General features: G+C 65.9%; 15 protein-coding genes and 1 tRNA gene. 8 read left to right on the plus strand and 8 right to left on the minus strand.

What is annotated here, in order from left to right; genetic code table 11:
* Positions 1-3: 3 nt before the first annotated feature.
* The 7 genes from P0Y60_10355 to P0Y60_10385 all read right to left on the minus strand — a co-directional run bounded on the left by P0Y60_10355 (position 4) and on the right by P0Y60_10385 (position 7,131).
* Positions 4-1,758, minus strand: coding sequence for a carbohydrate-binding domain-containing protein (locus P0Y60_10355; GenBank protein WEK59771.1), 1,755 nt, complete (start codon positions 1,756-1,758; stop codon positions 4-6).
* A gap of 15 nt (positions 1,759-1,773) precedes the next feature.
* On the minus strand, positions 1,774-2,535 hold the full coding sequence (locus P0Y60_10360) for a polyphosphate polymerase domain-containing protein (GenBank protein WEK59772.1): 762 nt from the start codon (positions 2,533-2,535) through the stop codon (positions 1,774-1,776).
* The gene (locus tag P0Y60_10365) at positions 2,532-3,116 is read right to left on the minus strand and encodes a DUF4956 domain-containing protein (GenBank protein ID WEK59773.1); all 585 of its coding nucleotides are present in this window, start codon (positions 3,114-3,116) and stop codon (positions 2,532-2,534) included. The genes P0Y60_10360 and P0Y60_10365 overlap by 4 nt, the downstream gene beginning before the upstream one ends.
* A 669-nt stretch (positions 3,117-3,785) precedes the next feature.
* Positions 3,786-4,496, minus strand: a complete 711-nt coding sequence (locus tag P0Y60_10370; protein ID WEK59774.1) for a hypothetical protein — start codon at positions 4,494-4,496, stop codon at positions 3,786-3,788.
* Positions 4,497-5,438: 942 nt separating this feature from the next.
* Complete coding sequence (locus P0Y60_10375) at positions 5,439-5,762, minus strand: hypothetical protein (protein WEK59775.1); 324 nt, start codon at positions 5,760-5,762, stop codon at positions 5,439-5,441.
* A 410-nt stretch (positions 5,763-6,172) separates the two neighbouring features.
* Complete coding sequence (locus tag P0Y60_10380; GenBank protein WEK59776.1) at positions 6,173-6,985, minus strand: hypothetical protein; 813 nt, start codon at positions 6,983-6,985, stop codon at positions 6,173-6,175.
* A 63-nt stretch (positions 6,986-7,048) separates the two neighbouring features.
* Positions 7,049-7,131: transfer RNA gene (locus P0Y60_10385), tRNA-Leu, on the minus strand.
* A gap of 111 nt (positions 7,132-7,242) precedes the next feature.
* On the opposite strand from P0Y60_10385, the gene P0Y60_10390 reads away from it, so the two are divergent.
* Together P0Y60_10390 and P0Y60_10395 are read left to right on the plus strand one after the other, a co-directional pair.
* Positions 7,243-8,538, plus strand: coding sequence for a M20/M25/M40 family metallo-hydrolase (locus P0Y60_10390; protein ID WEK59777.1), 1,296 nt, complete (start codon positions 7,243-7,245; stop codon positions 8,536-8,538).
* A gap of 51 nt (positions 8,539-8,589) precedes the next feature.
* Positions 8,590-9,414: an undecaprenyl-diphosphate phosphatase gene (locus P0Y60_10395; GenBank protein ID WEK59778.1), complete on the plus strand. Its 825-nt coding sequence runs from the start codon at positions 8,590-8,592 to the stop codon at positions 9,412-9,414.
* 18 nt (positions 9,415-9,432) lie between these two features.
* Here the strand turns inward: P0Y60_10395 and P0Y60_10400 are convergent, their stop codons facing one another.
* Positions 9,433-10,281: a PAC2 family protein gene (locus tag P0Y60_10400; GenBank protein WEK59779.1), complete on the minus strand. Its 849-nt coding sequence runs from the start codon at positions 10,279-10,281 to the stop codon at positions 9,433-9,435.
* An 85-nt stretch (positions 10,282-10,366) separates the two neighbouring features.
* On the opposite strand from P0Y60_10400, the gene P0Y60_10405 reads away from it, so the two are divergent.
* From P0Y60_10405 to tatA, 6 genes are read left to right on the plus strand one after another with little or no spacing between them, the layout of a single operon-like run.
* Positions 10,367-11,059 carry an HAD family phosphatase gene (locus P0Y60_10405; GenBank protein WEK59780.1) on the plus strand — a complete coding sequence of 231 codons (693 nt, stop codon included), beginning with the start codon at positions 10,367-10,369 and terminating at the stop codon, positions 11,057-11,059.
* Positions 11,056-12,075 (plus strand): tRNA (adenine-N1)-methyltransferase, encoded by a 1,020-nt coding sequence (locus tag P0Y60_10410; GenBank protein WEK59781.1) that lies wholly within the window; start codon positions 11,056-11,058, stop codon positions 12,073-12,075. The genes P0Y60_10405 and P0Y60_10410 overlap by 4 nt, the downstream gene beginning before the upstream one ends.
* 10 nt (positions 12,076-12,085) lie before the next feature.
* Positions 12,086-13,003, plus strand: a complete 918-nt coding sequence (locus P0Y60_10415; protein ID WEK59782.1) for a hypothetical protein — start codon at positions 12,086-12,088, stop codon at positions 13,001-13,003.
* On the plus strand, positions 13,003-13,995 hold the full coding sequence (locus tag P0Y60_10420) for a WYL domain-containing protein (GenBank protein WEK59783.1): 993 nt from the start codon (positions 13,003-13,005) through the stop codon (positions 13,993-13,995). The genes P0Y60_10415 and P0Y60_10420 overlap by 1 nt, the downstream gene beginning before the upstream one ends.
* A complete protein-coding gene (locus P0Y60_10425; protein WEK59784.1) occupies positions 13,992-14,975 on the plus strand; it encodes a WYL domain-containing protein in 984 nt (327 codons plus the stop codon). Before P0Y60_10420 ends, P0Y60_10425 begins: the two co-directional genes overlap by 4 nt.
* Positions 14,976-15,017: 42 nt before the next feature.
* On the plus strand, positions 15,018-15,254 hold the full coding sequence (tatA, locus tag P0Y60_10430; protein WEK62897.1) for a Sec-independent protein translocase subunit TatA: 237 nt from the start codon (positions 15,018-15,020) through the stop codon (positions 15,252-15,254).
* Positions 15,255-15,291 lie beyond the last annotated feature (37 nt).

The following is a 15,291-nucleotide window of genomic DNA, read 5'->3' on the forward strand; positions in this document are numbered from 1 at the left end:
GACTCACGAGCCGTCGTCCTCGCTCTGACCGAGTCGACCGCCGCTCGGCATCCCTCCACCCTGTCCGCCCTGTCCGGGTCCCATTCCACCTGTCCCGCCTTCTCCGGCCGTGACAGTGGTGGCTGATCCGTCGACGATCACGTCGTAGCTGCTCCCGGACAGGATCTCGGTGCCCGAGTAGACGACCGTCGAGAATCCGGTCGCAGCGGTGTATTCGGCGACGACCTCTCCGTCAGACACGATCTCGACCGAAGAGCCGGCCGCGCCGTCGACGGTCGCGAACACCCAGCCCTGGGCCGAGTCGCTCGCGGGAGCGGTGGCCATGCCGGCGCTGCCTGCGGCGAGGAGTGTGCCTCCGGAGACGTCGAACGTGCCGTTGACATCGATCGCCCCGTTGCCGTTGTCCGTCGGGCCCCAGATCGTCAGTTCACCGCCCGTCATGGTTGCGGAGCCGTTCGAGTCGAACCCGTCGCCGTCCGCGTCGACGATCGTCACTCCACCGGAGATCGTGATCATCTCGCCGCTGTCCTGCATGCTCTCGCCGCTGCCCGACGATGCATTGAGGCCATCGTCGGATGCGGTCACCGCGAGCGACCCACCGGCGATGGTGATGTCGGCGCTCTCGACGCCTTCGTAGGAGCGGGTGATCGTGGTGTCTGCGCCATCGATCTCGATCGCCGAATCGGCATGGATGCCGTCGTCACCGGATGCCAACGACAGGACGCCGTCGTTGAGGTGTACCGCGCCGTTCGAGTGGATCGCGTCATCAGCCGCATCCGCCGTGATCGTGCCACCTTCGACGACGACATACACGCCGCCCTTGATCGCCTTGGACGAGACGTCGTCGGAGCGCGCCTGCGAGGCGCCTCCGCCACTGGTCACCGAGATCTCGCCGCCGGTCACAACCACGTCGGTGGCAGCAGAGAGGCCGTCGCCATCACTCGTCACCTCGATCTGGCCGGCGGAGACCCAGATGTAGCCCTGGGTCACGTCCGCGTCCTGGTCGCTGGCCAGCCCATCGCCTCCGGCCGTGACCGTCACCGTTCCGCCCTCGACGATCAGCGAGTCCTTACCGCGGAGCCCGTCATCGGCGGCGGTCACGGTGACCGTGCCACTGACGATCCGCAGATCGTCCTTGCTCGTGATGCCGTCGTTCCCGTTGCCTTCGACGGAGAGGGTGCCCGACCCGCTGATCGTCAGGTCGGCATCGCTGTAGAGCGCCGCATTGACGTCGGCGTCCTCGGCGTAGCTCCCGGCGTCCGACAGTGCGTTGACGCTTCCCTCTGCGAGCACGAGGGCGACGTCGTCGGCGCTCGTGATCGCGAGGGCGGATCCCTCGGTGTTCGAGATGTCGACGCCGTCGAGGATGATCGCCACGACGGCGTCGTCGGGAGCGGCGACCGTCACCGAACCGTTCAGTTCGCCGGAGAGGTGGTAGGTTCCTCCGGCGGTGATCGTCACCGCGTTCCCCTCGACCGTCGCGCCCTCGCCATCCACCGTGGCGGAGTCTCCGCTGAGGGTCACGATCGTCTCGTCTGCCGTGTCCGCCGCGTCGGCGGTGACCGTCGTGGCGTCGGCGTTATCAGTGAGCACCTGCTCGGCTGTCAGCGTGGCGTCGACGCTCTGGGTCGATGCCGCCGCCTGAGCGGACGATGTGGATGAATCCGCCCCGCCGGACAGGCTCGTGCAGCCGGCGAGGACGACGCCGGTCAGCACGAACGGTGTGGCGGCGAGGAGGATACGTTTCTTGGTGCGCATGAGGGTCTCTTTCGGTCAGGCCGCGATCGCGGTGGGGCGGAAGCGGCGACGCAGTACGCGCGACCACTTGTTGGAGGGGAGGTCAGGGCGGAGAGCGGCGAGTCCCGTGCCGTACTTGCTGATGGTCGACGGGCGGATGCCGCGTCTCCAGAGCAACCGGTCGATGTCGCCGGTGCGCAGGCCCGACTTCGTCTCGATGATGACGAGGCCGGGCACGCGCAGTGCCGCACCTGAATCGAGCTCCCACGACAGCGCGGCGTCGATCGTCGCCCGTCCTCCGCCGTTCGGGGCCAACAGCGTCGTTCGCTGATAGCGCGTGGCCAGCGTGGGGCGCAGATCACCGCTCTCGAGGCGCGGGATGCCGAGGGCGTCCAGGCCGACCGCGGCATAGTCTCTTCCCGCATCCGTCAGGGCATCGCGCACTCCGAAGTCGTAGGCGATGCGATCCTTCACGGTCGTGCTGCGTGCACCGCGTGTCTTGAGCTCCAGATAGGCATCCTCCGTGTCGACGTAGCTGCGGGTGCGGAGCTTGAACCGGCGACGGCGCCCGAGTGCGGCCATACGGAAGCTGAGGAGGTCTGCGGAGTCGAAGTAGTGCGATTCGTAGGCGAACGACTGGAGCCCACCCATCGTGAGCACGCGGGTCCCCTCAGCGAGGTCGGCGAGAACCGCCTCAGCCTCGTCGGCAGTCATGATGTACTTCCGATCGACGCGAGTGAGCAGTGCCGCCTCGGCGACCAGCTCTTCCAGCCCGATCGGCTCGAGCCGGGAGATCAACGGCGTGCTCCGGACAAGACGGAACCGACCTCGGCGGGGGCGCCGACGCGGAAGCGGACGTCCACGAGAGTGGTGTCGTTCACGAAGTCCAGGTTGAGGATCGTCGCCTGCGACACCCTGCCTCCGAGAAGCCGCTCGAGCAGAGGGACGAGCTCCGCCTCGTCGCCGATCGCACGGTCGACCGTCATCGTCAGGTTGCGCGATCGCGACAGCAGGCGAGGGTGGTCCGCGACGAACATCGCCACGATGATGAGCGCCATCAGCGCAAGCGGGATGACGGAGATCTCGCTGGTCAGCCCGGCGATGAGGCCGAGTGCCAGCGAGGCGAAGTAGTACGCGACCTCGCGCTGAGAGATCTCGGACGAACGCAGACGGATGATCGACAGGACGCCGAAGAGCCCGAGCCCGAGACCGAGCGCCACGGAAGTGCCGGCGAGGACGACGGCCACCGCCAGCACTCCGACGTTCACTCCGACGAAGGCGACGACGAGATCGCGCCGGCGGTGCCGGAGGAAGTAGATGCCAAGGGCGAGGATCGTGATGGCGACGAGGTCGGCGACGATCATGACGAGCGTGTTCACGGGCGGAATCCTTCGATCGGGGTGAGGTTCCCTCCCATTCCGCACTCACGAACTATGTACTTTCTATGTGCTGGCAATGTCCCGGTGTTGAATGCCGCTTCTCATGGCGAACGCTGAGGCAGTGTGGTGCGGAGGCACCGGAGAACGATAGATCCCGGACAACGGGCGCACCTATCTGTGGAGGATGGACACCTCACCGAACCACCGCACATCGCGCCGACGTCGCCGACGCGTCCTCCTCGCCGGCGGCCTCGCCGTGTTGCTCAGCGCAGGCGGGGGAACCGCCTGGGCGATGGACCGCTTCCTCAAACCACGAACGCCACCATCGCCAGTACCTCGTACGATTCCGACCAGGCCGAAATCTCCTTCACGACGGTAACCAATGTCACACTCACCGATGCGACAGCGCTTCGATCCGCAATCGCGGGCGACGCCTACGGGACGAACATCACCGAGACGACCAGCGGGATCACCGCGGACCGTCGATCTGCTTCTCATTCGACAGGCCGAGCAGAAGACCCGTCGACGAGTTGTCCGTGCCGAAGTCGACACCCACGCCGAGGAGGCTATATGGCAGGAGATCGCTGACGCACTTCACATGATGCCTCACGGAGTGCGCAAGCTCCACGCCTCTCGTGGCATCGACCCTACGCCGAGGTGAGGGCGACTTCACCGACTCGACACGTATGTCAATGCGGCGCGGAACTCCTCAATCTCAACGTCTGTGAGTTCCGCGCCGGTTGCCGCAAAGTCTGCTTCAGCGCGCGCGACCTTGTCGTGCAATCGCTTGAGTGCACACTCGATCTTCGACGCCAGATCATCCAACGCAGTGAAGTTGAAATCTGGGCCGCTCCACATCGCCGCGGCCTCTACACCTCGTTCGCGCTCGTATAGGGCGACGTATGCCTGGGAGGTTTTCATCCTGGCGACGAGGCGAATGTCGACGTACTCGCGGCGGATGCCAGCGATTACGTCTCGGGCACGGCGCTTCCGGCGTTCTGCCCGCGCTGACGCTGAGTATGGAAGCCGCCGGTGGAGCATCTCGATCTTATCGCCGATGAGTGCTGAGGCAAGGCTAATCACTGGTGAAACGAACACCGTGATCACGCCAAGAAAGAGGGACACTTCAGCGATCGTGCTCAGGACTTCATTGAGCCCATTGCCTCGAGCCCCGGCGAGGGCGAGGAGGAACCCAACGAACAGTGCCAGCGCGTTGATCGCGAAGACTGCCGCGTAAGATGCCCGCGCGCCCACGTTGGTCGAGAACCGATCCTTGTCGGTAAACTGCCTGGCGAGGAACCGTCCTTCTACGATGAGCGCCAGCATGAGCACCGGAATAATCTGAGCGATCGCGGCCCAGTAGCTCGACGTATTGTTCACGGACTGAGCGTAGCGAAGCCCCGCGCCTCTAGCTGAGGCCGCGGCTTTCGTCTGGGCGGAGTGCTCCACCATCTACGTTCTATCGTGCACCAATTGCGGCTTTTGCGTGTGTTTGTTCGCGCATTCAGAAGAGATCCGGGTGAGCGTCCCGCCGAAATTGGCTGGACGCTCACCCGGATTCGGACGAAGCGCTGTAGTTACGCCTTCTTCACGAGCGGGCCGAAGAGCTCAGCCACATCCGGATCAATGTACGGTTCTCTCATCAGCTCCACGAGAGGTTCGTACCACTGAAGGACGCAGAACGAGTTCAGCCGTCCGAACGAGACCATGTCCTCCAAGGTGAGAGTCTCGCCCGCGATCAGCTTCCGCACAGCGTCCGTCGCCTCAGAGAAACTCAGCACGGCTCGGGCGTTGTGTTCTCGTTCCCGAGTCGCCTCAAGCCAAGACCGCAGGGGCTCGCCCGGCCGATGGTTAGGGGAAGAGGTGAGCGTTTCGTCATTCATAGTCTCAGTCAATCGCAGTTCGCCGAGCCCGTTCCGCCTACTCCGCCGATCACGACCCTCACGGAAACGGATTCACGCTTCGAGTCCTTGCCGCTGTAGTACGAGGGAGTCGTTATGTAGCCGCTGCGAGACGAGTACAGGCGGCCGTGGCCTTCAGTGCTGCTGGTGCTGCCCCCGCCAACCCAGTATGACCTTCTGACCGCATGGATGTTGTACTGGACGACGCGGCCGAACCCACTTCCAATGGCGTTGTAGGAGTACGATCCATCCGGTTTGCAGAACACGAATACGTCTACCTCGGCCCCCGTCGGGGCTGCCTTCGCGATCTGTGCGGAGATGGACTGGGACGTTGGCGCGATACTGGCTCCGCTTGTCGCGACTAGCGCCAACGCGAGCACCCCGATCAACCCGGCCCGGCGAACCGTGTGCTTCAACATAGTCACCACCCGCACTTCACGGTAGCGGTAACGTCGTACACCGCAGGCGTGGTGTAGGTTACGCCGCCACGGACCAACACACCGGTGCTGGTGGCCCACCACTTGGTCTGGTTGCTGTTCATGCACGCATATGACGTTCCCCGAGTGGCGACAGTGCCGTTGTAGTTGTTGAAGGTGAGATCCCTCACCGTTTTTTGGTCGAACGGGTTGAAGGGATTCTCTCCTCTGATGCCAACGCGCGTCTTTACGCTCGTGAACTTGGTCCCGTACGACGTGGTCGTGTCGTTGTATACAACTCTCCCTGCGTAGCTGATGAAGACAGACATGCCGCAGTCCGACGGCAGCGCGCGCGCTGCGGTTTGGCCTTTGGCCGGCGCGAATCCAACCGTCTGAACAGAGAGTATCTCGCGACCGTCTTGCAAAATGTCCTCGTAGAGAGCCTCTGTCGCTTCGCGAACTCTGGGGGACTCGATCTCAGCGATCTGGGCTGTGATCTCCTCTTGCGTGGGGGCGGTGGCGGTGATTGATCCGCGCTGGCGTATGCCGGCGTTCCGCCGCTGAGCAGCACAGCTGCGACCCCGATAGCCCCGATGGTGTGTCGAATTCTCATTCTTTCTCCGGTTTCGTCATGCCTCGCTTTGGCACACTAGCTCGGCGTCCGCGGATAAATCAACCGTTGCGACAAAATGCCCACGTTGTTATGCGTGACGAGCAGATGGAGTCCTATGTCGGTACCTCACCTGCGTGTCGACTTCCCCCTTGGACGGCCGCGCGGGATGGTCGCTTCGATCCTGACGAGTACCTTCCTGAGCGCGGTCATCCTGCCCTGCGCGTCGAGCCGCGTGGCCAGACGATCGTCCTCGACCCACTCGTAGATTGCGCGTGTGCTCTTGCCGATCAGCACCGACGCTGCCTTTACGTTGAGCCACTCCTTCGGCTCAGGAATCGTTTCCACCCGTCTCGGGGCAGGGGCATCCGCACCGGGCCGGCGTATCCGGCATGTCGTTGCACGCGTCTCCGATGCAGGCGGTTCGCGTGGGAGATGAACGTGCTGATCGACTTCACGCGGCGTGCCATTCCCATCCGTGAAGTCCCGATCGCGACGGTCTACCTCGACGAGAACGCCTCCTCTCATTTTCGCCCGGTGCGGGATTCGCTCGCGGTCCTTCGTCCGATGCTGCGCTACGTGCTGGTGTCGCTCGCGTCGTTCGTTCTGGATGTCGCCGCGCTCGCTGTGCTGTACGCACTCTCCGGGGAGCTGTTGGTGTCCGCCGTCGGGGCGCGCCTGGTGAGCGCTGCCGTGAACTTCGCCCTCAACCGGGCGTTCGTGTTCTCGCGCAACCGTGGCCTCAGTCCGCGGCGTCAGGCCGTCCGCTATGCAGGCCTCGCGATCGTGCTGCTTGCCGGAGCGTACACATCGATGTCCCTGCTCGTCGCCGGGGGCGTTCCGATCGTGTTCGCGAAACTGCTCGCGGACAGCGGTGCCTACGTCTGCGGCTTCCTGCTGCAGCGGGGATATGTCTTCGCGTTCCGTGGTGGGAAGAAGCATGGTGGGAAGCGATCCGGCCTCAACCAGAAGAAGGCCCCCTTTCGGGAGCCTTCTTCTTCTCTGTGCGCGGAGGGGGACTTGAACCCCCACGCCCTTACGGGCACTACGACCTCAACGTAGCGCGTCTACCATTCCGCCACCCGCGCAGGTTTTGGATGATCGTTGCCGACCGAAGAATGACACTATCACGTTCTCCACGGCCTCTCGAACCGAGCCGTACGCCCGGGCGTGGCACGCGTTTTCGGTAGCCTGGAGACATGATCGATGAGCCGCTTCCCGAGGTCGTGCGCGTCGCGCGTGACCTGATCCGTTTCGACACGTCGAACTTCGGAGGCGGCAATGCGAAAGGCGAGCGCGAGGCCGCGGAATACGTCGGCGCCTACCTCGAAGCGCTCGGTCTCGAGGTCGAGTACTACGAGCCGGTGCCGCGCCGCACGAACGTGATGGCACGGGTCGTGGGCCGCGATCGTTCGAAGCCCGCCCTCGTGGTGCACGGGCACCTCGACGTCGTTCCCGCGATGGCAGAGGACTGGAGCGTCGATCCCTTCGCCGGCGACGTGCGCGACGGCATGCTGTGGGGCCGCGGTGCGGTCGACATGAAGAACATGAATGCGATGATCCTGACCTCCGTGGCGGACATCATCCGGGCGGGTGAGCAGCCCGAACGCGACCTCGTACTCGCCTTCTTCGCCGACGAGGAGAACGGCGGCGTCGAGGGTTCCGCGCTGGTCGTCCGCGATCGCCCCGAGTGGTTCGCCGATGCGGGCGCCGCGATCAGCGAGGTCGGCGGGTACTCGATCACGGTCGACGACCGTCGCGCGTACCTGCTGCAGGTGGGGGAGAAGGCGCTGATCTGGATCCGGCTGGTCGCCAAGGGACGGGCAGGACACGGGAGCCGCCTCCACGAAGACAACGCCGTGACGCGGCTCGCCGAGGCGGTGGCGGCGATCGGTCGCACCCGCTGGCCGATCCGACTCACCCCGACGACAGAGGCGCTCCTCGAAGGGCTGAGCGCACTCACTGGGCGCAGCACCGACGATCCGGATGCCCTCGCCGCCGCGGCCGGCCCTGCGGAGGCCTTCCTGCGCTCCTCTTTCCGCACCACGGCCAACCCCACTGCTCTGACCGCCGGATACAAGCACAATGTGATCCCGGAGCGTGCGGAGGCACTCATCGACGTGCGGGTGATTCCCGGCACGGAGGACGACGTGCTGGCGGAGCTGCAGCGCATCGTCGGCGACGACATCCTGATCGAGACCGTCGTGCGCGACATCGGCATGGAGACGCCGTTCGCGGGCGATCTCGTCGAGGCGATGGTCGCGAGCATCGGCCGGCACGACCCTGGGGTTCCGGTGATCCCGTACCTCCTGGGCGCTGGCACCGACAACAAGGCGCTGGCCGTGCTGGGCATCACCGGCTACGGGTTCGCTCCGCTGAAACTCCCTGCCGACCTCGACTTCACCGGGATGTTCCACGGAGTCGATGAGCGCGTACCCGTAGAATCGCTTGTCTTCGGCCAGCGGGTGCTGACCGATCTGCTGCTCTCGTTCTGAGCGCCGCTACGCTGCTCCCGCGCCGTCCTCGAATCAGAAGGCACCACCTCCATGCACCTGCTTGAAGCGCTCATCCTCGGCATCGTCCAGGGACTCACCGAGTTCCTGCCGATCTCCTCCAGCGCACACCTGCGCATCATCGGCACGTTCCTGCCGTCGGGGGAGGACCCTGGCGCCGCGTTCACTGCGATCACGCAGATCGGCACCGAGGCAGCGGTCGTCGTGTTCTTCTGGCGCGACATCGTGCGAATCGTCGGGCAGTGGTTCCGCTCTCTCACCGGTCGCGTGCCTCGCAACGACCCGGATGCGCGGATGGGATGGCTCATCATCATCGGCAGCATCCCGATCGTGCTGCTCGGACTGCTCTTCCAGGATCAGATCGAGAGCGTCCTGCGCTCGCTGTGGATCGTCGCGATCATGCTCATCGTCTTCGGCATCCTGCTGGGCATCGCCGACTACGTGGGCGCGAAGAAGCGCAGGCTGGACCAGCTGACGTACCCTCACGGCATCGCCTACGGATTCGCTCAGGCTCTCGCCCTGATCCCCGGGGTCTCGCGCTCGGGCGGCACCATCACGATGGGGCTCTTCCTCGGTTACGAACGCGCGGCCGCTGCACGGTACGCCTTCCTGCTCGCCATCCCCGCCGTGTTCGGCAGCGGCTTCTACCAGGTCTACAAGAGCTGGGACGAGCCGTCGTTCTTCTCCTTCGGCGACACCCTGGCCGCCACGGGGATCGCCTTCGTCGTGGCGCTCGGTGTCATCGCGTTCTTCATGAACTGGATCTCGAAGCGCAGCTTCCTGCCGTTCGTGATCTACCGCATCCTGCTGGGCACGACGATGCTCATCCTGCTCGGAACGGGCGTCATCGCCGCGTGAGGCGAGCAGCCGCCCCGGTCACCGCTTGCGGTCGCCGGGGCCGTCGTCGCGTCGGCGAAGATAACGCTCGAACGCCTGGGCGATCGCATCGCCCGACGCCTCGGGGGAGTCCCAGGTATCGCGCGTGCGCTCCAGCTGACGGATGTACTCGGCCATGTCCTCGTCGTCCGCCGCAGCAGCATCGATGGACGCCTCCCAGGCGGCCGCTTCGGTGCGCAGGTGATCGCGGGGCACGTCGACGCCGGTGAGCTCCTCGAGCCGGTCGAGCAGCGCGAGCGTGACCTTCGGCGACGGGGTGGCCGAGGCGACATAATGGGGCACGCTCGCCCAGAGGCTGGCGGTGGGGATGCCGGCGTTCTCCGCGAAATGCTCGACCACGCTGAGGATGCCGACGGGGCCCTCGTAGAGCGAACGATCCAGTCCGTGAACCTCGCGCACCTGTTCGTTCTGGCTCGACGCGAAGATCGAGATGGGCCGGGTGTGCGGCACATCCGAGAGCATCGCCCCGAGAGTGACGAAGCCGGTGACGTCGTCCCGAAGCGCCACATCGATGAACTCCGCGGCGAAGGCCTGCCATGTCCGCGCGGGCTCAACGCCGGTGAGAAGCCAGAACTCCGGTCCGGGGCCGGGATCACGCGGGCGCCACAGCGCCGCCTCGGGCCACTTGACCTGACGACGACCCTCGGCGTCCACCTGGGTCGACGGACGCGTGTACTGGTAGTCGAAGTAGAGCTCGGGATCGACCGAGTGCACCAGGTCGTAATCGGTCCCCGCCCGCAGCGCCTCCACGGCGCCGCTCGCACCCTCGCCGGCATCATTCCAGCCGTCGAAGGCGACGATGACGATGCGCGAACCGAGAACATCCATCCGGGACTCCCTCCGAGGTCGGTGACGTGGGTATCCTTCCAGGCTAGTCCGCGCGGACAGGAAGTGGGCGGCGCCCACGGCTAGCATGGGTTCAGTGAGCAGACAGCCCCGCGCGGTCCTTTGGGACATGGATGGAACACTCGTCGACACCGAGCCGTATTGGATGGCGGCGGAGACGGCCCTGGTGGAGTCGTTCGGCGGCACCTGGAGTCACGAGGATGCGCTCCAGCTCGTCGGCAACGGCCTCATCGACAGCGCGATCATCCTGCAGAACGCCGGTGTCGCGATGGAGGCCGACGCCATCATCTCGCTTCTGACCGATGCCGTGCAGGAGTCGTTGCGCACACAGGGCGTGCCCTTCCGCCCGGGAGCGCGCGAGTTGCTGAGCGACCTCAAAGCGGCGGGAATCCCCACCGCCCTGGTCACCATGTCGCTGCGTCGCATGGCCCTCGGCGTGGTCGAGCTGATCGACTTCGACGCTTTCGAACTCGTCGTCGCAGGAGATGACGTCGAGAACCCGAAACCGCACCCCGAGCCGTACCTCCAGGCCGCCGCGCTGCTCGACATCGACATCACCGAGGCGATCGTCATCGAGGACTCTCCGACCGGGCTCCGCGCCGGCATCGCCTCCGGGGCCGTCACGCTCGGCGTCCCCCACATCGTCTCGCTCGAGGAGGTGGGTGCGCACGAGCTCTGGCCCACGCTGGAAGGACGCAGCGCGGCCGATCTCATCGACCTCTTCAACCGCCTGAACGCCCCGACGGGAGCCACCCGATGACCGACAACCGAGCGCAGCGACCGAGCGGGCCGTTCCGAGCGGGGGACCGCGTGCAGCTCACGGGCCCGAAGGGCCGGTTGCACACCGTCACCCTCCGTGAGGACGGAGAGTTGCACACGCATCAGGGTGTGCTCCGCCATCGCGACCTGATCGGCCTGCCCGACGGCTCGGTGTTGGCGAACAGCTCGGGTCACGAGTACCTCGCCCTGCGGCCCCTGCTGCGCGACTTCGCGATGTCGATGCCGCGGGGGGCGGCGATCATCTACCCCAAGGATGCCGCGCAGATCGTGATGCAGGCCGACATCTTCCCCGGCGCGACGGTCGTCGAGGCGGGCGTCGGCTCCGGAGCTCTCTCGCTGTCTCTGCTGCGGGCGATCGGCACCGCGGGGAAGTTGGTGTCGTTCGAGCGGCGCGAAGAATTCGCCGATGTGGCACGCGGCAACGTGGAGACCTTCTTCGGTGGGACGCCCGACACGTGGCGGGTCGTCGTCGGCGACCTGCTGGAGGCTCTGCCGAGCGAGGCCGAGGCCGGGAGCGTCGACCGCGTCGTCCTGGACATGCTCGCTCCGTGGGAGTGCATCGACGTCGTGGCCGACGCCCTCACTCCGGGCGGAGTCGTGCTCTGCTACGTCGCGACCGCCACGCAGCTGTCCCGAGTCGCCGAGTACATCCGCGCCACGGGGCTTTTCACCGAGCCCGATGCCTCGGAGACGATGGTGCGCGGCTGGCACGTCGAGGGACTCGCCGTCCGCCCGGACCACCGGATGGTCGCGCACACCGGCTTCCTCATCACCGCGCGTCGACTCGCCCCCGGAGCGATCGCGCCGTCGGTGAAGCGGCGCGCGTCGAAGAGCAGCTACGGCGACGACGACGTCGAGCAGTGGACTCCGGGCGCCGTGGGCGACCGCGAGATCAACGACAAGAACCTGCGCAAGCGAGCGAGGGACGCGGCCAAGGCTGCCGAGGGGGCGCGCCTGGCGGCGACATCGCGCGAATCGGACCAGCCGACGGAATAGACTGGAACGCGTGCGTAAAACGTCCGCCGTTCTGGCCACCCTCAGCCTCGCCGTCCTCGCCCTGACCGGGTGCACCACAGCACCGTCGTTCGACGGCGCCGCGTGCGATCGTGCGGCCGGCGGAGACAGCGTGCTGAGCGCCGCGACCGTGACGGGCGACCTCGGATCCGCTCCGAAGGTCGAGGTGTTCGCTCCGGTCAACGTCGAGAAGACCTCGTTCGCCGATGTCACCGTCGGTGACGGCCTCGCCCTCACCTCCGACTTCCAGCCGCTCGTGCTCGACATCGCCTTCTACGGTGGAAAGAGCGGCGACAAGCTCTACGCCTCGGAGTTCAACGGCGATCTCAGCCGCGTCAACAACATCGACTTCTGGGCGCAGAAGTCGCCCGGTCTGGGAGACGTGCTCGAGTGTGCAACCGGCGGAAGCCGTGTGCTCGCGGTGATGACCCAGGAAGACTTCGGGGCGCAGAATGCGGAGGGCTTCGGTCTCGCGAAGGACGAGAATGTCGTCGCTGTGATCGACGTGCTCGATGTCTACCCCACGCGCGCCTCGGGTGCGCTGCAGTTCAATGACGCCCGTGGGTTGCCCACCGTGGTGCGCGCCGTCGACGGGACACCGGGAATCATCATTCCCGACGGTGCTGCGCCGAAGAAGTCCGTGACCCAGACGCTGATCAAGGGTGATGGCGCCGCAGTGAAGCAGGGCGATGTGATCGTCACGAACATCATGTCGGTCGACTGGGACACGAAGAAGGTCGGATCAGGGAACACCTGGGGGTCGACCGCGAGCATGGGCGCCGCGGCGAAGGAATTGGTCGGCGCGACCGTCGGTTCCCAGCTCCTCGTCGTCATCCCCGCAACTGAGGGCAGTGGCGCGATCGCCGTGGTCGTGGACATCCTCGGCATCGTTCCGGCCGCCACGCAGTGATGGCTGCCCGGATTCCCGCGGAGGAGCGCCTGACGAATCTCGTCGTGGCGCTGATGGCCACGGAGATCGGGCTCACCAAGCAGCAGATCCTCGACAATGTCTCCGGATATCGCCAACGTGCGCATGCGGGGACGCGGTCGGACGCGCTGGAGAAGATGTTCGAGCGCGACAAGGAAGAGCTTCGTTCACTCGGGGTTCCGATCGAGACCATCGGCGACGCTGCCGATCCGAACGACCTCCGCGAGGCGCGTTATCGCATTCCGCAGGCGGAATACGATCTCCCGAGCGATATCGACTTCACGGCGACCGAGCTGGCCGTGCTCCGACTCGCCGGAAGCGTGTGGAGCGCCGAGTCCGCATCGGGAGACGCGCAGTCCGGCGTCCGAAAGATCCGCGCCCTCGGCATCGACGGCGACGAGCCGATCATCGGGTTCGCGCCACGCATCACCGCTCAGGATGCCGCCTTCACGCCCCTGCAGGCGGCGATCGAGAAGAGCCGCGTGGTGACGTTCGACTATCTCAAACCCGGGGAGGACGCACCTCGACGTCGCACCGTCCGCCCGCTGGCGCTCGTCGACTACGAAGCCCGCTGGCATGTGTTCGGTATCGATGTCGACGTCGACGAGGATCGCACGTTCCTCCTCGGACGCATCGTCGGCGACGTGAACACCTCATCGACCGGATTCGACGCCTCCTTGCGCGACGGCGCCGGGGAGCGGGCGTTGCTCGGACTGGAACGGGTCGCGGCACAGAACTCCGCTCTGCTCGAGATCACCCCGGGAACGGAAGCGGCCCTGCGATTGGGACGCCGCGCGATGCCCGCCGCACAGGGCATCCGTGTCCCCTTCGTCGACCTCCACATCCTCGCGGATGAGATCGCATCGTATGGACCGGAGGTCCGCGTGGTGGAGCCGAGCACGTTGCGAGATGCGGTCATCGCGCGCCTGCGTGCCGTCGTCGAGGCGCATGGCGAACAGGGGAGTGCTCGATGATGGCGCAGGCGAAACCTCTGCTCGCGGCCGAGCGCGTCCGCCTCTATCTCACCCTCGTCCCGTATCTCCTCGAACACGGTCAGGTGTCCCTCGCTGAGGCAGCTGAAGACTTCGGCGTGTCGACGCGTGAGATGCGGGCCATGGTCGAGAAGCTCACCGTCATCGGTCTCCCGGGAGAATCCGGCTACTGGCAGCAGCCCCAGGAGATGTTCGACATCAACTGGGATCTCCTCGACCAGGAAGACGTCATCGAGATCACGAACGACGTCGCGCTGCGTCGCGTGCCGCGTTTCACAGCGCGGGAAGCGGCCGCATTGCTCGCGGGACTGCAGATGGTGGCCGCCGTGCCCGCCGTGTCCGACTCCGGACTCGTCGCCGGTCTGATCTCCAAACTCTCCCGCGGCGCGGCTGATGCGCCCGCGGATGTCGTCGTCGCGCCGAGCGCGGTGGATGCCGTCCGTGAGGTCGTCGCTCGCGGGGTGCAGGAGGGCCGTGCGGTCTCCTTCACCTATCAGGCGCCCGACGCGGAACCCACGACACGAACCGTCGACCCGGTACAGATCCTCATCACGAACGCGCAGTGGTACCTGCAGGGGTGGTGCCATCTGCGCCAGGCCATGCGCACATTCCATCTCGATCGGGTCAGCGATCCGCGGATCACCGACATCGAGATCACTCATGGCGGCGACCATGTGCCCGAGGCCTTCGCCAGTCTCTCCGATGAGCGGGAAGCGGTGGTGCGACTTCCCGAACGACTCGCGCCCTTGCTCGGCGCTTTCCTTCCCGAGGCGAGCGTGGAGACGAACCGAGGGTTCGTGACCGCGCTCCTTCATCTGGCGGATCCCCGTGGGATCAAGCGCCTCGCAGCTCGCTTCGGCGGCGGGATGGAGGTGCTCGAACCTGCTGTCGCGCGAACGGCTGCGCGGGAGTGGGCGGCCTCCGGACTTGCGCTCTACCACCGGCCCGATTCCGAGGATTGATCTGTAGACTGGACGGAATCGCCCACCGACGACGGGATTCTCATCATGGCTGGACTCCAAGGCTGGCACCTTCTGATCGTGCTCGCCGTGATCCTTCTTCTGTTCGGCGCTGCGAAGCTGCCGGCGCTCGCGAAGAGCATGGGCCAGTCCGCTCGCGTCTTCAAGGGAGAGATGAAGGCGATGAAGGAGGAAGACGCGGATCGCGCCGACTCCACCGCTGTCGAGCCCACCACGGTGAAGGACTCGGGCACCGACCCTGAGACTCCGCCTCGCACCTGACCGCCCGTGGTAGCCATCGAGCCGACACGGAAGGCGA

The sequence above is a fragment of the Candidatus Microbacterium colombiense genome (assembly GCA_029203165.1).
Lineage (GTDB): Bacteria > Actinomycetota > Actinomycetes > Actinomycetales > Microbacteriaceae > Microbacterium > Microbacterium colombiense.